The sequence below is a fragment of the Pectobacterium nicotianae genome (assembly GCF_023272715.1).
Classification (GTDB): Bacteria; Pseudomonadota; Gammaproteobacteria; order Enterobacterales; family Enterobacteriaceae; genus Pectobacterium; species Pectobacterium brasiliense.
The window spans coordinates 2,177,914-2,194,750 of sequence record NZ_CP096821.1 but is presented as its reverse complement, the minus strand read 5'-3'; the positions used below and the strand labels follow the sequence as shown (position 1 = coordinate 2,194,750).

The window sequence follows — 16,837 nt, the reverse complement described above, 5'->3', positions numbered from 1 at the left end:
CTGGCATCATAGTGCGGTGTCGTCATTACGCCAGCATTCCATCATCTGGCATCGCGTGGATATCACGCACTACATCGGTTAGCGGCGTCGTCACATCCTTGCTTTCCGCCGTCAGTTTCTCCGTCTCGGCTTTCAGCTTGGCGGTCGCCGCCTTAATGCGCTGTGTGTCAGCACTCAGACGCGGAACATTCACCGCATCCAGTTGTAATTTGCTCAGGCTGTTCTCGATCGACTCAATCCGGGCAATGTTGCGATCAAGCCCTTGCTCAGCCTTGATGAACTTATCGTAAAGCTCAATACGCGCTTCGATTGATTCAGCGTTCTGTAAATCCTCCATGATTTTGTTCAGCGTTTTCGTCACTGAGAATGCACGGGCCCGGGTGAAAATCAGCTCATCACGCAGATCGGAATCTTTGGCCGCATCGAACAGCTCATCAGCATCCAGATATTTGGCGTAGGCACCGTGTGTTCTAGCGTATTGATTGCCGCGAGGAAATGCGTTTGTCGGCACGCCAGTGTTGCCAGGGTTTCCCTCAGTAAAACAACCATTGGAATCCCTGCCGTGACTTTTCGTTTCAGGTGCTGAGGCTTCGCCGCTGTCGTCTACGTTTGCGGATTCCTGAGCGCCGTTATCACCAGAGTCATCGCGCTTTTTCTCGCTTTTGCGATTCGTTTTTTTCTCTTTGCGAATGTGAGAATCACTTTCTTGCGAACAGATAATTTGCGAATTCTGTTTAATGAAATCCGTTGCAGCCTTTATCGTGATATGACGCTTCGCAGAGCTATACGGCACCTCATTCTGGGCGCACCACTCTACTGGGGAGATTCTCGTTGCTGAGTATGCCGCAGCATAATCGGCCAGCAACTTTTTCCAATCGTATTTTGCCATAGCGTCCTACTGAGTAAGCATTATCGAGCCACCTCTGGGAAGTGACACTGGAATCCCTTACTTTCCACACTCCGGTTGCGGCTCAAATGCCATTGCCACAGTTAGCCCTTTGACCTGAATCTCTTTCTCAATGTGTTGTTCGGTGACTTGTGTCATGGGATTACCTTTTGTTGGGGCGAAAAAAAAGCCCCAGCGTGTGCTGAGGCTAATGTTGAAACTCTAATATTTTATTTATCTAAACCAGCCAGAGCGGCCCCAAAAGCCAAAATTAGTCCGAACTCATTGACAAGAAATGCCATCAACAACTTAACTTTTTGGCTTCGAGTTCCGATTTGATGTAAACAGCTTCGTAAATCAGCGATAACGACAAGAATCAAAGCACCAAAACGGACAATAGTGCATAAAACTACTAAAGCAGAAGCTATGTAGTTAGCATTTTGATACGTTTTGAATGCTACATAAAAACCTACCGCGCAGAGCGCCGCCGATGCAGCATATTTATTATCCATCTCAATAATTTTTTGTGATGCGAAAAATTTTGTTGTCATATCAGTCTCTTTATTAGTGGGGATATAACTACGCTACCACATGAAAAAAGAGGCCGAAGTGTTTAGAGGGAAAAAGTGTCTTTTCCGAGAAAATAAATTTAACGCTCAGTAATGTGTTATTTATTATCATCTTTTTGGGAGTCTATTTCCCGTATCCCCGCCAACTGATTTAGCGCTCTGTCTAGCGTCGCCAACAACGGGTCAATCCAATAAACGGCCTGCCCATACGTCAATCTGCACTCGGTGGCAGCGGAACCAGTACTGGTTGAGTCAGTTCCGCTGACAGCGGAACGCATTGCGCCGGCACGTAAACTGTGCGCGTAGTCGAGCAACCCAGCAGCGACATCATCAGGCACGCACTCACGACTAGCAGGATGATGTTTGATAATTGTTCGGTAAATAATTTGTTTTTCATCGGATTTACCCTTGATGGTGATGGCATACTGATTCGCCTGCCTGGCGATTTCGTTGTAGTGATGAAACTGAAGTGACTGCCCGGCGATAACCGCTTGCTGACTTGCACTGACATCTTCCGATTGCTGCTTATCCCGCTGCGCAATATCCGTATCCCACCGCAATCCCTGCGCATACCAACCCGCGCCGAACGCAGCAGCCAGCCCACTGCATAACAACAGCGCTTTCATTTTCGTGGTTAACATGGTTTCTCTGTTAAAAGTGTGTAGATTGATGAGGGTGAGGAATTTAGATTTCACGTAGCGTCGCCAAAACAGCCCTGGAAAGGCTAATTTTTAGACAAATTGATCTGTTTTAGGACAAAGTGCCGAATTCCTATCATCGCAATACATAGCAAAATAATGCTATCGGCCTGTCTATCTGATCCACCTCCACCAATCAGCGCCCCCATGCACGAAATAGACAGTACCGAATACATTAGTTTGCCGATTACTCCATCGTTAACGTGGTCACTAAACACGCACCACCCAGCCCATAGAAGAATGGTGACGTAGGCGATGGTGAAAATCATTGCGCACCTCCACCAAACCGGGATCGGATAAGCCCCCACAGATCGGCAGCTTCAATAGCCTTGATAACGGCAGCAATCAGCGAACCGCCAAATGCCCCCAGAAGAAAACCAATCCCACCAGCCGACGACGGGTTGATATTGAAATAATCGCCAACAATGCCTGTCAGATAATGGGCGCAGGCGCTACCCGTGAAAACGAAGATCGCAATCCCACGCGCCGTTCTCAGGTCGCTTTGAAACGGTACAGATATCAGTGCGCCAATCAGTCCAGCGACCGCCCATTGAAATTGCTCCCACAGCCGGGGTAGCCATTCCATTACGCTACCCCTTGATATTTGGTATACGCACTCTCAAGTTTGGTGTCATAGCGGTTTTTGGCATACGCTGGGCCGTTGTAAATTCGAGCGAAGGTTGCCCAATCACGACTTTTCAGCGCCGACAGCAGTTTGTTATCCGCTTTAATAAAGCGCACGAACGTATCGAGTTGGCCGGCCGCTGTGTATTGGGCGTTAATGAAGGCCTGTAATGTTGGATAGCCGCAGGTTTTCCAGTGATAACCCATTATCTGGAATGCTCCCCACGATGCAGATTGCAATGCGCAGCTGCGATCAATGGTAGTTGCAGCCCGAGCCATGTCTTTATCTTCTTTATCGGTGGATTGGTAACTACCAGGTTTACTCGCCACCAGATCAGAATGTTTCGCTAATTCAGCATTTGCCCGAGCACTGCCGAAATGCTTCGTCAACTGCTGGTACATGACGTGCGGCTCATACTGCACTTTTACTCGGCTATCCGATAGAAAGCCACTGCCATTGCTTTCAACTTCAGTAACCGCTTTAACCGTAGCAACTGGGACACCCAAATCACTCGCAGCGACTCGGTAATCTAAAAGGGTGAGAATTTTGGACATAACATGCTCTATGTGCAGGAAATAAAAAAACCTACAGGGCGAGCCATGCAGGTTTGAGGGCTGACCAATAAAAAACCGGAGCAGCTTTTTTAAGGCATACTCCGGTATCTTTCGCGAATTTAGCGCGTATAGGCGACTAGGTCAATCGGGTTTCTGTAGTAATCCGGCATCTTTTAATGCCAAGACAACATCCATTTGCCCATTTTGATTTTTCGCGGCCTCATCAAAATGTTCCGTCGCTTTTTTCCATAAATCAGATTTAGAATATTTTCTGATTGGTTCACTTAATAATTTTTCAGCCGCCGCTACGGCGTATTTTTTATTTGGGCTTTCCGGCGGTAAATAATTTCCTCTTGGAATGCCTTTTACATAACCATCCTGACACAAACCAAGAAAAGCAGATTTTGGACATCCCTTTTTTTGGCTTTCTCTGCTATCGGTAAAATGTGTTATTGAATATTCCCAGCACTCTTTTGGATTTAGTTTATTACAATTGTCGAATGCAGCCACCACGGCCACTGCTGTTTCACCATAAATCCCCATGTCATGCCTCCATTTCATCATGAATTTTAGTGCTGAGAGCACTCACCGCCTGAGACTCTTCAATATACAACCAGTGCATACAGCGTTTAACCAGATCCAGATATTGCGGCCATTCACTGGCAGATATCACCGTCCCTATGATAGCCAGCGATTTACGCAAATGCTCAAACGTCGCCGCAATATGCCCGTTGCCGCCACATTCATTACACACGGCAATGGCCGGGCGTAGCGTTTTCCCCGTTCCGTTACAGCGTGGGCAGACATTCAATTGCGCCGCCTGGCGTTCCGACCATTCCCGTAACGCTTTACGCTCATGACCGATTCGGTCATTTAGCTCGGCGATTTCTATCCCCGCGCTGATGTAATCGGCATGTCTCACCTTCTCGCGGCAGCGCTGCCTTTCAAGCTGCTTTATCTCTGCACGCAATGCATCAGTATTCTTGCGCGACTGCGCCGCTTTAGTGCCGTATCTGCGCAGCAGCCCGGCGATATGATCGATTTGCGCAGGAAGATTGCGCTCAAGCACCATATTTAGCGCCAACTGACAAGCAGGATCTGAGTGCATAAAGTGGTTTGGAGTGTTTACCCAGTTAGATATAGCAGCTCGAATACGCTGTTCTGCCTGGCTATCGTGACGATATTTTGCCATTAGCAAATCAAAGCCAATGGAATGGCGGTGCTGAGTCGTGGCAAATGCTGCCAGTATTTGCTCTTTGGAGAGAATTGCACGCCCGCGCCCCACATTCAGTGATTCAATACTCATACAGCGCGGATCGTGCATCTTGATAAGTTGTTCTATAGCTATGGTCATTTGGTCAGTCCTGAGAGTGATATCATCAGGCTGATTGTATAAACAGAAAAGCAACTTACAAGGAATGAGTGATTATTCTAACTCGTTTTTAGTAAATGCTTTTCCTTGTCTAATTAAATTTCTTAACCCAGTTTTGGCAGCATGTGCTTCCCGCATGCCATTCATGAAAATAATTTCGATTGCTCCATTACCAATCACAGATATTTCATTATCTTCACAGAAATACTCAGCAGCATAAATAACTCCGTCTTTTTCCACTTCAATACGGCACATTTTCATTCCCACGTTTTATATATTCACTGATGGCACTTGATGCTTGATTAAATCCAAAACAACAAACAGCTCGATAACCAGCATCTTCCAATCGCTTCAACCAAACCTCTTGCTGAGCCGATAGTTTGCTTTCATCTCAATCCACAAACCTGAATATCCACCGTGAGGAAGTGCCAGAAACAGATCTGGCACACCAGCACGAACACCAAGCCGCTTTGCATCACGAGCCGCCTTCGGCCCACGTTTTCCCTCATTTGGGATATGCAGCAGATAATCCCCGATCTTAATACCGTCGATCACAGTCTTATCTGCCCACTCAATCAACGCTACTTGCTCCTCCAATTCGGCCTGGTGAGAGACTTTAGTTACCTTACCGTTACGGAACTTCAGTTTGGCATTGGTGCCAATAGTATTTAGAGCGCTAATTAAGTTAGGCAGCATTGTTAAATGAAACCATTGAAAATTAATGGTAATGTGCCCAACGTTTTTTCCGAGAAAAAGAAATACTCAATGGTCATAATAAAAGCAATAATTGCAGAGACTAATGGAACTGTGTATTCAAAAAAATCGATCCTAGTTAATGAGTCATAGATAAAAGAAATCATCCCAAAAACTATAATAAAAACCCCAATCCAACTAAATCCCTTTATGATATATACATACTCTGTACCATCAGGCCCCATATTCCCATTAAAACATTGCCTCGCTGAATACAATTTAAGGTATCTCAGACCATTAACATTATCTGTGGAAAAATCAGAGTTATTTGATATTGTAAGGGTACATAAGTCATTAATTCTACTATTGGAGATATTAAATATCACCTCACATGAAAAACTTGCATCATAGCCATCAAAATCAGTTGAATACAAAACAAAACAACCATTAGCTTCTTTTTCTTTATCATCTAAAAATCCATATGAATATTCAGCCCCTTTCCCATTAGATATGTCCACCATCACCTTCCTTAAAGCAAGTTTTATTAACGGCCTCTTTATAGAGCGCTTCATTGAACCAGCCATTAATTCTATAAAATCTTTATGATAATAAATCCCATACCTAATAAGTGTGTATAAGAGAACTATTAAATACACCCACTTAAAACCACTCACATCAGAAAATTTTAATCCCAAATAGGAAGCTATCGCTGATTGCCCAGTAAAAGATGCTCCAGTAAGAGAAAAAACAACACCTAAAAAAGATACAATTAATAGGCTATGCCTTGCCTTAGTAAGTAATTTATCCAAGATGATTATCTCTTATTTATATATTTCACAGTAAATCCAACCATTGTTTTATAGTCAGATACAGAGCTTGAAGCAAAACCTCTGCTTTCTCCCCCGCCCGCCAGTCATACGACACGCGCCCATCAATCACATCGTGACAAGATGAGCAGCCATATACAGCCCAGAAGTCATCGCTTTTATACCCCATACCATGCGTAGGGCTGGGGAGATGGCACAATACCGTTGTTTCTAGATTGCCGTTGCAGATGCCAGAGATCTGCAACGTACAAGCCTGCCTTCGGGCAGACTCACGTAACGCTTTACTTCTGAATGCAGGAGATTTTCTTATCATAATCAAAAGCTCATCAGTTGGCTAACGACTTGTTCTATTTCATATTGATCAGCAAAATACTGGCTCAGCGTCTCGTTCCAGATCACGCCAAATACGCCGCGGTAAACCTTGTCGAACTTCTCTTGCCCCATGTTGACGAATGCAATGCTCTAACGCTGTTTAAGCGTGCCACCATCAGGATTAGGTGTCAGATCGTAGAATCCGGCCTTTACCATGACGTGATTCAAGTAAGCATCTTTGGTTTTAACAGCTTCAGGATCAAAACGCTGGCGGCACATCGAGCAGCGGACAAATAGGCGATATCCAGCCCGTTTTTTCTCTGTCCTAGCTACCGCATGGGGTGAAGGCAAACGGAGCCAGTTTCTCTTCCAGATCACCAAGCATTACATCGCTCGACAGCGATAAATCAGTGCATTTTTACACGTCATACTCATTGGTCAGCCCTTATTTCTTGGTTTTCATCCGTTGTGCTGTGGTTAGCAGCCCGGCGTAACTCGTCTTGGTAGCGCTTATCTAATTCCTTGTTTGCTTGTGCTCGTCGCTCCTCCCGTTCGTGCCGTTCCTGCGCTTCCCGTTGCTCTTTCTGATCCAGCAATATCCCAGCGAATGCCTGAATTTTTGTCAGCATTCCATCCTGCTTTCCTCTGTCCACCTTTGGCGGTGGCAAGCTGACGTGCGGTGATAAATATCGCGTGGCGTCCGGTGCGGGTAATAACCCTGCGTTAACGGCCTGTTCTATCGCACCTTTCACAGCCCCTTTGTCCCAGCCTTCCGAAACCGTCCACTGCGGCAAGGCGCCAGAAGACTGAGCGGTTGCAACCAGGCGGTCATAAGCAGCGATAAACGCCATACGAGCCCCAACACGATCACCATCAGCGAAAACAGGTTCAGCAACGCGCCATGCCTGAGCCATTTCCGCTGTCCAAATCAGTGTATTGGCCTCATCCTGTGCAGGCAGCGCGATTGCCCACGCCTCATTAGCGCTAACCCATGACGGCCGGCCGATGAGCCGCTGGATGTTGCGAATGATGTCGGCGGGCTTTGGTGCATAGCGCCCCTGCTCAGGATCGGTGATCCACTGGCTGAGCGCCTGTCGAATCAGACCGATATCGAATGAACCGATAGCATTCCAATACAGGCGGATCACGGCTTTCGATGAATCCTTACCGTACACGGCCAGTGTCGCTTTCAGCAGCTCAGCAAATTCACGCTTCGCCGCCAGCTCAATGTGTTCGTCAGTAGCGACCATCGATATCTCCTCGGTTCTCCAGCGCCTGCGCTTCCTCCTGTAGCCACTCTTCGAACGCCTGCGCGTTACGGGCTTCAAGCGCCTCCTGTTTGTTCAACGGTGCTGCGCTGCGCACAGCCTGATTGCGATTCACCAGCCATTCAAACTTCAATCCCTGCCAGCCAGCGGCCATCGCTTCACCCAAAGCCTGATCAACAGTCCAGCCAGCGTTAACGGCTTTCGCCAGCTCTTGGCCGAGAATATTCACAACGGTTTGCGTGATCGGGGCCCGTTTAGCGTTACGGTGCTTCACGTAATCCCCCCAGACCTGACCGCAGGGCAATGTCGGGAACGCAGAAAAATCGAATCCAGCCAGTGGTGATTTCAGCGCGATTTTTCGTGCGGGCGTACCTTGTGATTCATGTTTTGAATTTACTTGTGGATCATGTTTTGAATTTACTTGTGGATCGCCTCCAGATTCTGGAGGGTCAAAACACGCTTTAGCGCCAGATTCTGGAGGGTGAAAACCGTTTGAACCTCCAGATTTCAGCGGGTCAGATTTTGAACCGTCAGATTCTGGAGGGTGAGAATTTGATACCCGTTTAACCAGTCTGGCCGCTTTAACTTTGGCGATTTCCCGTAAAGCAACGTCTTCCAATCGCTCTGCGTTCAGGTAATAAAGATTGGAGGTATTACGGTTACCTTTACGGCGACCTTCACGATATAACCAACCCGCCTCTTCCAGCTCGGCCATTGCGCCACGAATAGTGCTTTCCCCCGCGCCTAACTGTCGGGCAATGGTTTCCACACTGGGATAACTGATACCGTCATCATTCGAGTAATCAGCCAAACGCACCATGATCAGAAGTTTTGTATTTTTGATGCCATTGGCGGCACACGCTTCCCATACGTGGCCGGTTAACTTGCTGCTCATTTGACCTCCGCATAATATTTCTGAAATTTCCACAGCGGCTGGCTGCACTCATGCTCATAGCCAGAACGCATAAAAATCACCTGCTTGTTGGCTCGGTCATATCCCGTCACATGCACAATCACGCCGCGCTGATCTCGATAGCGTCTGTCAAGAGGCTGAACATGTGTCATGATCGCCTGCCGTGTCCGTTTCTGCCGGAGGCTGTTGGCGGGAATAAAACGCCTGCGCCATACCGGAAAAAGCCCCTGTGATTGCCAAGCGCCGAGTTTCATCACCGGCAATATCAAGCTTTTTGCCGACGATCTCGGCAACCAGTCGGGGATTGGCAGATCCGCGGGTTTTGATCTGGTCTTCCCGTACAACATGGAACGGTAAGCCAGCCTTGCCCACTTTCTTGCGGGAAAGCAATTCCTTGCGAACGCCAGAAGCGATCGCGGCCCCTGCCGTTGGTCCGGCAGGTTGACGTATTGTGATCATTGGTTAGTCCTTAATTTTACTGCTTTTCCAAATTTTGCACTTGGTCAGGGTGCGGAAATAAATGCGGAAGATCTGGGCGAACTTGGTACGCTGGGGATAGCACCGTTTGTTGCAATTTCAATGCGTTTGGCATTTTCAGCAGATACCTTTTTCTTTCCGTGTAGCCACGCCCAAACGGTAGGCTGCTTAACACCGCAGGCTGTGGCTAACTTCTGCTGACTGCCGATAAGCTCAATGGCCTCGGAGATAGCGCTGGTAGACATAAATAAACCTATAGTTTTAATTCACAACAAAGAATAACCAAAGCTATTCGCAAAGTAAATAACCATAGCTATTTGACTAAAAATAGCTATAGCTATAATTTCATACCTATGAAAAAAGAGACGTTTGCAGACAGGCTGAACTTGGCCATGAGGGAATCAGGGGTTAATCAACCAACCCTTGCGGATGCTATTGGTATTAAACAGCCAAGTGTGTGGAAGATGACCACGGGTAAGACCCAAAACCCTCGGAAATTACTGGAAATATCAAAAGCTCTCAATGTCCGGCCGGAATGGCTATCTGGCGGAGAGGGACCAATGCGTGCTGGTGGTTCAATACCAGCGCAGCGAGAATCCTCCGTACCACCTAAGTCAGAATGGGGCACAGTAGCAGCCTGGGACAGTAATACGGCGTTATCAGAGGATGAAGTAGAAGTGCCTTTTCTTAGGGATATCGAGTTTGCTTGTGGTGACGGGCGCATTCAGGACGATGACTACAACGGCTTTAAGCTCCGCTTTTCCAAATCTACCTTACGCAAGGTTGGCGCGAATACCGACGGTTCAGGTGTGCTCTGCTTCCCTGTGACAGGTGACAGCATGGAGCCGATGATCCCAGACGGCACCACTGTCGCCGTTGATACCAACAATAAGCGCATCGTTGACGGTAAAATTTACGCCATTGCTCAGGAAGGCGGTGGTAACGACAAGCTGAAGCGCATTAAGCAGCTTTACCGCAAGCCTGGCGGCGTTGTTGTGATCCATAGCTTTAACCGAGACACGGATGAAGAATCCTATGAATCCGAGCTGGAGATTATCGGGCGAGTGTTTTGGTATTCGGTGTTGCTATAGCCTAATGTCGGAAATTGATCACATTCTTTACTGTAGAAAGGCTTTTTAACGAAACCAGCCACGTTCTCCCCTTCTCTGCTCGTCATAAATGGCTTGAAATACTTGCCGCTTGAATGCTTATCACCCCAGTGCACTTAGCTGGGGTTATTTCTTTTTGCTAACGCTCCTCAACCACATCACAACTTCCTGCATAAATTCGCATCAGCATTAGCTTCTAAAAACCAAGAAAACAACCACAAAAACAACCAAAGTTATTTACATTAAAAATAGTTTTGGTTATATTGGTTTTATCCCAAGCGGGTACGCTCTTTAAAAATCAGGTTAAGTTACACATAACAACGGTCTGCATGTACCGGTGCGACGGCTACGGCTAAACATGAGCGTTACCAACATTGGAGGACGCCAAGATGAAGTAACAGCGCGAACAGCCAGAAGCGCATCGGTTATTAGCGCCGATTGAGCGGCAGAGACTCAAGGGCATGGGTGCGGCTACTGCGAGAGTGTGACTGGTTTTCTTTGGGGTGTAGTGAATGCGTAGGCTGATTCGCGGGCGTAACGAGCCCAATGGTTGCGAGAAAAGACAGGCTGTAAGACAAGTCGGAAATCAACGCCGGCCATCACACCACCAAAGAAAACCAAAGAATAAGGACTGACCAATGACCAAACTACGTAAAAAACGCCGTACAGCAAATGCTCGCCAGTGCGTAGAAAACCTTCAACGCATTACCCAGCGTAAAAGTGATCGCGTAGCAAAAGCGTTAGCGGTTACAGCTTGCCGCGAATCAATGCCAGCCCCTGCTCAACCTAAAAAGTTGCGTTCAGTTAAAGCCCGCGCCGGTAGCGATCCCGATCGTTACGTTGGTTACTCAGCGGTCGGGCGCCAGAAAATGCGCAGCAGCAGCAAAATTCCACGCGGCGTTTACTAAATACCTCAATCAAGCTCACTTCGGTGGGCTTTTTTTTCGCCTGAAAAGCGAGTTTTACGCCTCACCAGGGCAACCACAGCCACCTTCGGGTGGCTTTTTTATTTCTTTCGATCAAGGACTCACCAGTGACCATCAACATGACTCCCGTTAAATCATCCCAGATCCACAGCATCGGTCACGCTCCAGTGACCAATACGCTGGCTATTCGTTTCAACGGTCGCGGCGATGCGCCGGGCAGCCTGTACCACTACAGCAACGTGAGCGCCGACGATTTCGCCGCGTTCTCCGGCGCTGATTCAGTTGGCAGCCACTTCTATCGCAACATCAAACCTCACACCGACCGCTTCCCTTATCAGCGCATCAATGAGGAAAAGACCGAAGAGTAACTAAGTAGGCCTTCACCATGCGCTCCGCTCATACAGAGCGCATGAGTAAGTTTATCGGCAAAAAGCGAGGTTTCTGATGAGCGAATACAACTACCAACGAATGCTGGAGGAGCGGCTTGAACGGTATGAGCGCAAGTTACATACCAACCCTATGGAAAAGGCAGTACTGGAAGAACGCATTGAGTTACTGCACCAAAACGGAAATTTTACCGATCGCCTGAAACAACTCATCGTATCAGAGTGCGTTTCTGGCATTGAGAAACGGCCAATTCTTCGATTAGTCGAATCGCCGGAAATGGCTGAGTGTTTGGGCGAGTTTCAGGAAAGGTTGTTTTTCATGACGGTGGCCACTGAGCGTATCAGTGAGATCGATGCTGAAGAGAACAGCGTACCTGATGAATTTCTCTGGTAACCGAAAAAGAGAAAAGCCCCAGTTTGTACCGGGGCTATCCCGGTCAACAGCGACCAAACCGTTGACCATAAGGACTGACCAATGACCATAGTCATCAGCAGTTGATCGGGGACCAACCCGATCCGGAGAATCATATCATGACCATCCGTTCCGTTAAATATATCCAGTACCGGCACCGTATTGGCAGCAACAATATTCACCAAAATCCACAGCAAAACAATAGCGTGATGTTTCCTATCATCATCACCCTCGCTGCATTTTCTGTTTTGTCGTTAATTCTGTAATAAGGACTGACCATGACCAGCAACACAATGACCACGTCGGCGCTACCGCCGGCAGCCGAAAGCGACCTGACCACTAAAGCATTGAACGATATCGACTGGCACCTTGAGATCCGCAGCACCATCTGTATCGGCATGATCGTGTCAGTGTCGGAATGGGCGGTGCCAATCTACCCCACGGTAGCAAACTTCAAAGACTCATGGCCGGAAGGCTTAACGGAAGCCATTACCGCACGAATTCGTGAACTGCTGGAAGAAACGCATCCTCACTTAGTTCGTCGTGCTGAATGGACAGAATCCGTGTTAGCCGGTTCGCTCCCGTTGAAAGAGCAGCACCTCGACCTACTCAGCGCAACGGGCATTCACTCGCTGTTTGATGTGGTGCGCCGCACACCGGATGCGCTGGCCGAGAAAGTAAAAGGTTTTGGAATCAGCACGGCCCGTCAGGTACATGCGAAGTGCATGGGACTGGTAAAGGGTTGGGAATTGGCACAAAAACAGAGCGAGGCCGCATAATGGACGAAGAATTTAACCCTATTGGCGCGTTGTTTAAGCCAGAAGACGACAAATGTAACTGGCTGCCAGTCATCATTTACCGCATGCGCACCCGGTCATCAATACGTACGGGGGAACCATATAAACCGGAGCCTAAGCCCATTGATACCGGCTATAGCCCTCAGAAACAGCAACCAATAACGCTACATATTGGCGCACGGCGTAATTACTCGTCATCCATCATGCTCAGCATTTATCAGTTGCACCGCCGTGGCATCAACGAAAACGAGATCGCCAAAGACACCAGTATCCCGGTAGGCGATATCCGTAAACTGCTGGCACGTAAAACCCAAGTTCAGCGCAAACAATGGCAACTGGCTCAACAACTGCCGTTGCCATCTAAAGCAGTGATTTTGAATCGCTTAACAAAAGAAATGTGATCATAAAGACTGACCAATGACCAATAACACCACTGAAAAAAACACTGTTGTAGAAACATCAAGGTTGAAGTTAGAAAAGCTGGGAACCGTATTAATCAGCAAAGGAAACATCGAATGGCTACCATCTGGAGACTCAGTAAATAAATACCGTGTTTCATGGGGTGCTTTTTCTAACTCAATGGAAAATTAAGGGAAATTAATAAAAGTAAAAAAATAACAAAAAACCATGGTTGCATCAGAAAATAAATTTGATGCAACACTATTATAAAAATCCAAAATAATAATTTAAACACCAACCCTAATTGTGTTTAGACATATCAGTACCTCACTAACTAACCTAATTCCCTTCCTTAAATAGACCAAACGACCAAAATACGGAGCTGCGGCATGGTGAGTTAGTTGCATTGACTTGGGAAGATATCGATCTGGATGCCGGTGTTATCCATATCTCACGTAATTTAACCATCCTCGGCCACTTTGGGCCTCCTAAAAAAGGCAGGAATCCGTACAGTTACCTTGCTTAAACCGGCACTGGAAGCGCTTCATTCTCAAATGAAAATCACGGGGAACCAGTGTGCGAACGATATTGTCTATCACCACAGAGAATATGGCCTTACCGAAACCCATCAATTACGCTTCATTTTTCTACCTCAAGCGCGCAAAGGTGAGCAAAACATTAGTTACTCTTTCTCGTCCATCGAGTAATTCTGATACACCACTGTAAAACGATCTGGTATTCGTCGCCGTAATCCGTACCATACACGCCATGATCGTGCAGGCCGTGTTGGCGTCTGCGCTGAACCGTTTTCCATCCGCAACGCTTTTTGCAACGAGCACAGGTAAAAATGTCAGAAAATCAACAGATTAACCAGAAACAACAATACAACCTCAACAAATTGCAAAAGCGCCTGCGGCGTAACGTCGGCGAAGCTATCGCTGATTTCAATATGATCGAAGATGGCGACCGCATCATGGTGTGCCTGTCCGGCGGGAAAGATAGCTTCACCATGCTGGAAATTTTGCGCAATCTGCAACAGAGCGCGCCGATTAACTTTTCTCTGGTTGCGGTGAATCTGGATCAGAAGCAGCCGGGGTTCCCGGAGCACGTTCTGCCGCAATACCTCGATAGCATCGGCGTGGAGTACAAGATCGTCGAAGAAAATACCTACGGGATTGTGAAAGACAAGATTCCAGAAGGGAAAACCACCTGCTCACTATGTTCACGTCTGCGCCGCGGGATTCTGTATCGTACCGCGACGGAGCTCGGCGCAACAAAAATCGCTCTTGGTCACCACCGCGACGATATCCTGCAAACGCTGTTCCTGAACATGTTCTACGGCGGGAAACTGAAAGGCATGCCGCCGAAGCTGATGAGCGACGATGGTAAGCATATCGTCATCCGCCCTCTCGCCTACTGCCGCGAAAAAGATATCGAACGCTTTGCTGAAGCCCGTCAATATCCGATTATTCCGTGCAACCTGTGCGGATCGCAGCCAAATCTGCAACGTCAGGTGATTAAAGACATGCTGCGCGACTGGGACAAACGCTATCCTGGCCGTATTGAGACCATGTTCAGCGCCATGCAGAACGTTGTACCTTCTCATCTTGCCGATCATGCGCTGTTCGATTTTAAAGGCATTCGCCACGGTAGCGACGTGGTGGATGGTGGCGATCTGGCTTTTGACCGTGAAGAACTGCCGTTACAGCCCGTTGGCTGGCAGCCGGAAGATGACGATGACGCGCCATCCGTGACCCGCCTTGACGTGCTGGAAATAAAATAAGCGCGACATTCCAGTGCAGGAATGGCATTACCCTAAAGAATAGAGACACGGTGGCAAGAAGCAGCGGTTGCTGTTTCACCACCGTGTTTTTTATTGCCATGTTCTGCCACGTAGAGCGCCGCTATCGGGCTTGCGGTGGTTCAGTGACAGGTTCGTGTTCCGGCCCTGTCGGTGGAGGGTCAGGAATGGGCGGAGGATCGGGAAGCGGACGAGGTGTCGGATCGTTCGGTATAATGGGAATCGGTTCAACCGGAACCGTGTCAGCTTGCAGATAATCCTTTGCGTCTTGAGTGAGCATATTTTCCTCCTCGGTGTTGGATAATGTTAAGGCAAATCCAGCTACTGAAGCAGTACAGACATGCGTTACGGCTGGTCAAACAACGCCAGCGCGTCCCTTTAAGCGTAGTAAGCTAATGAATAAAATGCCAAAGGCATTTTATAACGTCGCTTGCGACGGCCCGAAGGGTGTGGCGCGTTAGCCCACCATAATAAAATGCCAAAGGCATTTTACAACGTCGCTTGAAGGATAACGGAAAAGGTCAGGATCGAAGGGCAAAAAAAAAGCCGACAAAACTGTCGGCATGGTGTGAATCAATTGTGCTATGCAGTAATTCAAAAAAGGAAGTAAGACAATATGGAGCGCAACGCCCATCGCTTGACGTTGCATTCACCTGCGGGGATGATAGTGCCGCACAACAGGGTAAAAAATGTTGATATTGCTCAATTTACGCGTGGTTTTTTAGTCGTTCGCCACAGTTTGTGATTATCTGCGCATCCACTCGCCGCAAGTCGTTATAACCATTTACTGCGTTTTAACCACCACGCAACGCCGCCCACCAATATCACCAACATCAGGCAGAACGTGAAAAAACCAAACGGTGCATCGCCGCCGGGAATTCCCCCTAAGTTGACGCCGAATAGCCCAGTTAAGAACGTCGTCGGCAGGAAAACCATCGCTAAAAGTGACATCGTATAGGTGCGGCGGTTCATCGCTTCGGTCATCAGCGCAGTGATTTCATCCGACAGTACCGTGGTGCGCGCAATACTGGCATCCAAATCTTCCAGCCCACGCCCCAATCGATCGGCAATTTCCTGCATTCTGCGGCGATCGTCATCCTGCATCCAGGGCAGTTTCTCGCCGGAAATACGCGAAAATACGTCACGCTGTGGCGTCATATAGCGGCGTAACACGATAAGCTGTTTGCGAATCAGCGCCAGCTCGCCGCGCGGCGGAATTTTTTGCTCCAGCAAATCCTCTTCCAGATCGATGATTTTCTCATGCAAATCATCAATAAACTCGCTGGTATGATCGGTCAACGATTCCGCAATGGAGACCAGCCAGCTACCGCTGTCAGTCGGGCCGTTACCTTCCTTCAGGTCGGTGAGAATCTCATCGATAGCCAGAACTTTACGGCGTCGGGTAGAAATAATCAGTTTGTCGGTAATGAATACCCGAACGGCCACCAGTTGATCCGGTCGCGCATTGGCATTTAGGTTAATGCTGCGCAGGGTGATCAGTGTACCTTCACCCAAACGCGTCACTCTGGGACGAGCGCTTTCCCCCGCCAACGCATTGCGTACGCTATCTGGCACCAGCATCGTTTTATTCAACCAGCGCACGCTGGCAGGCAAGGTTGAATCCAGGTGTAGCCAGCAGGGCTTCTCACTGTTAACCACATCCTGCTCGCCAATCGGAGTCACGCCCCCTTTTCCATCCAACTGATACGCATGAACCGCACCGCTGTGTTGCAACTCTTTTCCTGCCAAGGATTCCACGTCTTGCCTCCAACGGTTTTGCTATCAGCTCTTTTGCTATCAGTGTTGTACTCTG

General features: G+C 48.0%; 26 protein-coding genes and 2 pseudogenes. 9 read left to right on the top strand and 19 right to left on the bottom strand.

The genetic code is table 11. The annotated features are described in order from the left end of the window. Positions 1-25 precede the first annotated feature (25 nt). The 17 genes and pseudogenes from MYB54_RS09950 to MYB54_RS09870 form a co-directional block, all read right to left on the bottom strand. Positions 26-889, bottom strand: a complete 864-nt coding sequence (locus tag MYB54_RS09950) for a terminase (protein WP_248721858.1) — start codon at positions 887-889, stop codon at positions 26-28. Positions 890-1,116: 227 nt separating this feature from the next. Beyond that, positions 1,117-1,437, bottom strand: a complete 321-nt coding sequence (locus MYB54_RS09945; protein ID WP_014915653.1) for a hypothetical protein — start codon at positions 1,435-1,437, stop codon at positions 1,117-1,119. Between the two features lie 116 nt (positions 1,438-1,553). Next, positions 1,554-2,096: a hypothetical protein gene (locus tag MYB54_RS09940; RefSeq protein WP_248721857.1), complete on the bottom strand. Its 543-nt coding sequence runs from the start codon at positions 2,094-2,096 to the stop codon at positions 1,554-1,556. A 322-nt stretch (positions 2,097-2,418) separates the two neighbouring features. Beyond that, complete coding sequence (locus MYB54_RS09935) at positions 2,419-2,739, bottom strand: hypothetical protein (protein ID WP_014915656.1); 321 nt, start codon at positions 2,737-2,739, stop codon at positions 2,419-2,421. Continuing rightward, positions 2,739-3,332, bottom strand: coding sequence for an N-acetylmuramidase family protein (locus MYB54_RS09930; protein ID WP_248721856.1), 594 nt, complete (start codon positions 3,330-3,332; stop codon positions 2,739-2,741). The genes MYB54_RS09935 and MYB54_RS09930 overlap by 1 nt, the downstream gene beginning before the upstream one ends. 141 nt (positions 3,333-3,473) lie before the next feature. Continuing rightward, positions 3,474-3,875, bottom strand: a complete 402-nt coding sequence (locus MYB54_RS09925) for a DUF6979 family protein (RefSeq protein ID WP_014915658.1) — start codon at positions 3,873-3,875, stop codon at positions 3,474-3,476. Position 3,876: 1 nt separating this feature from the next. After that, entirely contained in the window at positions 3,877-4,686 is an 810-nt protein-coding gene (locus MYB54_RS09920; protein WP_014915659.1) for a TIGR02642 family protein, read from the bottom strand. A gap of 72 nt (positions 4,687-4,758) precedes the next feature. After that, positions 4,759-4,959, bottom strand: a complete 201-nt coding sequence (locus MYB54_RS09915) for a hypothetical protein (RefSeq protein ID WP_205542295.1) — start codon at positions 4,957-4,959, stop codon at positions 4,759-4,761. A 96-nt stretch (positions 4,960-5,055) separates the two neighbouring features. Next, positions 5,056-5,400, bottom strand: coding sequence for a VRR-NUC domain-containing protein (locus tag MYB54_RS09910; protein WP_248721855.1), 345 nt, complete (start codon positions 5,398-5,400; stop codon positions 5,056-5,058). A 2-nt stretch (positions 5,401-5,402) separates the two neighbouring features. Beyond that, on the bottom strand, positions 5,403-6,206 hold the full coding sequence (locus MYB54_RS09905) for a hypothetical protein (protein ID WP_205592941.1): 804 nt from the start codon (positions 6,204-6,206) through the stop codon (positions 5,403-5,405). Positions 6,207-6,231: 25 nt separating this feature from the next. Continuing rightward, positions 6,232-6,537: a nuclease domain-containing protein gene (locus MYB54_RS09900; protein ID WP_240346687.1), complete on the bottom strand. Its 306-nt coding sequence runs from the start codon at positions 6,535-6,537 to the stop codon at positions 6,232-6,234. 2 nt (positions 6,538-6,539) lie between these two features. Beyond that, positions 6,540-6,752, bottom strand: a pseudogene (locus MYB54_RS09895) (DUF1367 family protein). A 215-nt stretch (positions 6,753-6,967) separates the two neighbouring features. Continuing rightward, positions 6,968-7,786 carry a hypothetical protein gene (locus tag MYB54_RS09890; RefSeq protein ID WP_248721854.1) on the bottom strand — a complete coding sequence of 273 codons (819 nt, stop codon included), beginning with the start codon at positions 7,784-7,786 and terminating at the stop codon, positions 6,968-6,970. Then, positions 7,773-8,699, bottom strand: coding sequence for a helix-turn-helix domain-containing protein (locus MYB54_RS09885; RefSeq protein WP_248721853.1), 927 nt, complete (start codon positions 8,697-8,699; stop codon positions 7,773-7,775). The genes MYB54_RS09890 and MYB54_RS09885 overlap by 14 nt, the downstream gene beginning before the upstream one ends. Continuing rightward, positions 8,696-8,869 (bottom strand): DUF4222 domain-containing protein, encoded by a 174-nt coding sequence (locus tag MYB54_RS09880; RefSeq protein ID WP_248721852.1) that lies wholly within the window; start codon positions 8,867-8,869, stop codon positions 8,696-8,698. Before MYB54_RS09880 ends, MYB54_RS09885 begins: the two co-directional genes overlap by 4 nt. Further along, entirely contained in the window at positions 8,847-9,176 is a 330-nt protein-coding gene (locus MYB54_RS09875; RefSeq protein WP_248721851.1) for a hypothetical protein, read from the bottom strand. Before MYB54_RS09875 ends, MYB54_RS09880 begins: the two co-directional genes overlap by 23 nt. A 16-nt stretch (positions 9,177-9,192) precedes the next feature. Continuing rightward, a pseudogene (locus tag MYB54_RS09870) lies at positions 9,193-9,439 on the bottom strand (transcriptional regulator). 108 nt (positions 9,440-9,547) lie between these two features. On the opposite strand from MYB54_RS09870, the gene MYB54_RS09865 reads away from it, so the two are divergent. The 9 genes from MYB54_RS09865 (at position 9,548) to ttcA (ending at position 15,006) form a co-directional block, all read left to right on the top strand. Then, on the top strand, positions 9,548-10,285 hold the full coding sequence (locus MYB54_RS09865) for an XRE family transcriptional regulator (protein ID WP_014915670.1): 738 nt from the start codon (positions 9,548-9,550) through the stop codon (positions 10,283-10,285). A gap of 656 nt (positions 10,286-10,941) precedes the next feature. Next, on the top strand, positions 10,942-11,211 hold the full coding sequence (locus tag MYB54_RS09860) for a hypothetical protein (RefSeq protein ID WP_205592946.1): 270 nt from the start codon (positions 10,942-10,944) through the stop codon (positions 11,209-11,211). Positions 11,212-11,336: 125 nt separating this feature from the next. Further along, positions 11,337-11,597 (top strand): KTSC domain-containing protein, encoded by a 261-nt coding sequence (locus MYB54_RS09855; RefSeq protein ID WP_248721850.1) that lies wholly within the window; start codon positions 11,337-11,339, stop codon positions 11,595-11,597. A 76-nt stretch (positions 11,598-11,673) separates the two neighbouring features. Beyond that, positions 11,674-12,009, top strand: coding sequence for a hypothetical protein (locus tag MYB54_RS09850; RefSeq protein ID WP_014915675.1), 336 nt, complete (start codon positions 11,674-11,676; stop codon positions 12,007-12,009). Positions 12,010-12,146: 137 nt separating this feature from the next. Continuing rightward, complete coding sequence (locus MYB54_RS09845) at positions 12,147-12,293, top strand: hypothetical protein (RefSeq protein ID WP_014915676.1); 147 nt, start codon at positions 12,147-12,149, stop codon at positions 12,291-12,293. Positions 12,294-12,305: 12 nt separating this feature from the next. After that, a complete protein-coding gene (locus MYB54_RS09840; RefSeq protein WP_248721849.1) occupies positions 12,306-12,806 on the top strand; it encodes a hypothetical protein in 501 nt (166 codons plus the stop codon). After that, on the top strand, positions 12,806-13,225 hold the full coding sequence (locus tag MYB54_RS09835; protein ID WP_240345340.1) for a hypothetical protein: 420 nt from the start codon (positions 12,806-12,808) through the stop codon (positions 13,223-13,225). Before MYB54_RS09840 ends, MYB54_RS09835 begins: the two co-directional genes overlap by 1 nt. Positions 13,226-13,241: 16 nt before the next feature. Then, entirely contained in the window at positions 13,242-13,415 is a 174-nt protein-coding gene (locus MYB54_RS09830; RefSeq protein ID WP_248721848.1) for a hypothetical protein, read from the top strand. 655 nt (positions 13,416-14,070) lie between these two features. Then, positions 14,071-15,006 carry a tRNA 2-thiocytidine(32) synthetase TtcA gene (gene ttcA, locus MYB54_RS09825; RefSeq protein WP_039496602.1) on the top strand — a complete coding sequence of 312 codons (936 nt, stop codon included), beginning with the start codon at positions 14,071-14,073 and terminating at the stop codon, positions 15,004-15,006. 121 nt (positions 15,007-15,127) lie between these two features. Here the strand turns inward: ttcA and MYB54_RS09820 are convergent, their stop codons facing one another. Together MYB54_RS09820 and zntB are read right to left on the bottom strand one after the other, a co-directional pair. Then, positions 15,128-15,304: a hypothetical protein gene (locus MYB54_RS09820; RefSeq protein ID WP_199904747.1), complete on the bottom strand. Its 177-nt coding sequence runs from the start codon at positions 15,302-15,304 to the stop codon at positions 15,128-15,130. 494 nt (positions 15,305-15,798) lie between these two features. Beyond that, entirely contained in the window at positions 15,799-16,782 is a 984-nt protein-coding gene (gene zntB / locus MYB54_RS09815; RefSeq protein WP_039277455.1) for a zinc transporter ZntB, read from the bottom strand. Positions 16,783-16,837 lie beyond the last annotated feature (55 nt).

Coding starts and splice junctions, on each gene's coding strand:
- MYB54_RS09865 (WP_014915670.1), top strand. CDS start 9,548: ATGAAAAAAGAGACGTTTGCAGACAGGCTGAACTTGGCCATGAGGGAA.
- MYB54_RS09875 (WP_248721851.1), bottom strand. CDS start 9,176: ATGATCACAATACGTCAACCTGCCGGACCAACGGCAGGGGCCGCGATC.
- MYB54_RS09885 (WP_248721853.1), bottom strand. CDS start 8,699: ATGAGCAGCAAGTTAACCGGCCACGTATGGGAAGCGTGTGCCGCCAAT.
- MYB54_RS09910 (WP_248721855.1), bottom strand. CDS start 5,400: ATGCTGCCTAACTTAATTAGCGCTCTAAATACTATTGGCACCAATGCC.
- MYB54_RS09945 (WP_014915653.1), bottom strand. CDS start 1,437: ATGACAACAAAATTTTTCGCATCACAAAAAATTATTGAGATGGATAAT.
- MYB54_RS09845 (WP_014915676.1), top strand. CDS start 12,147: ATGACCATCCGTTCCGTTAAATATATCCAGTACCGGCACCGTATTGGC.
- MYB54_RS09830 (WP_248721848.1), top strand. CDS start 13,242: ATGACCAATAACACCACTGAAAAAAACACTGTTGTAGAAACATCAAGG.
- MYB54_RS09860 (WP_205592946.1), top strand. CDS start 10,942: ATGACCAAACTACGTAAAAAACGCCGTACAGCAAATGCTCGCCAGTGC.
- MYB54_RS09915 (WP_205542295.1), bottom strand. CDS start 4,959: ATGTGCCGTATTGAAGTGGAAAAAGACGGAGTTATTTATGCTGCTGAG.
- ttcA (WP_039496602.1), top strand. CDS start 14,071: ATGTCAGAAAATCAACAGATTAACCAGAAACAACAATACAACCTCAAC.
- MYB54_RS09840 (WP_248721849.1), top strand. CDS start 12,306: ATGACCAGCAACACAATGACCACGTCGGCGCTACCGCCGGCAGCCGAA.
- MYB54_RS09940 (WP_248721857.1), bottom strand. CDS start 2,096: ATGTTAACCACGAAAATGAAAGCGCTGTTGTTATGCAGTGGGCTGGCT.
- MYB54_RS09890 (WP_248721854.1), bottom strand. CDS start 7,786: ATGGTCGCTACTGACGAACACATTGAGCTGGCGGCGAAGCGTGAATTT.
- MYB54_RS09835 (WP_240345340.1), top strand. CDS start 12,806: ATGGACGAAGAATTTAACCCTATTGGCGCGTTGTTTAAGCCAGAAGAC.
- MYB54_RS09820 (WP_199904747.1), bottom strand. CDS start 15,304: ATGCTCACTCAAGACGCAAAGGATTATCTGCAAGCTGACACGGTTCCG.
- MYB54_RS09930 (WP_248721856.1), bottom strand. CDS start 3,332: ATGTCCAAAATTCTCACCCTTTTAGATTACCGAGTCGCTGCGAGTGAT.
- MYB54_RS09920 (WP_014915659.1), bottom strand. CDS start 4,686: ATGACCATAGCTATAGAACAACTTATCAAGATGCACGATCCGCGCTGT.
- MYB54_RS09880 (WP_248721852.1), bottom strand. CDS start 8,869: ATGACACATGTTCAGCCTCTTGACAGACGCTATCGAGATCAGCGCGGC.
- MYB54_RS09850 (WP_014915675.1), top strand. CDS start 11,674: ATGAGCGAATACAACTACCAACGAATGCTGGAGGAGCGGCTTGAACGG.
- MYB54_RS09950 (WP_248721858.1), bottom strand. CDS start 889: ATGGCAAAATACGATTGGAAAAAGTTGCTGGCCGATTATGCTGCGGCA.
- MYB54_RS09925 (WP_014915658.1), bottom strand. CDS start 3,875: ATGGGGATTTATGGTGAAACAGCAGTGGCCGTGGTGGCTGCATTCGAC.
- MYB54_RS09935 (WP_014915656.1), bottom strand. CDS start 2,739: ATGGAATGGCTACCCCGGCTGTGGGAGCAATTTCAATGGGCGGTCGCT.
- MYB54_RS09900 (WP_240346687.1), bottom strand. CDS start 6,537: ATGATAAGAAAATCTCCTGCATTCAGAAGTAAAGCGTTACGTGAGTCT.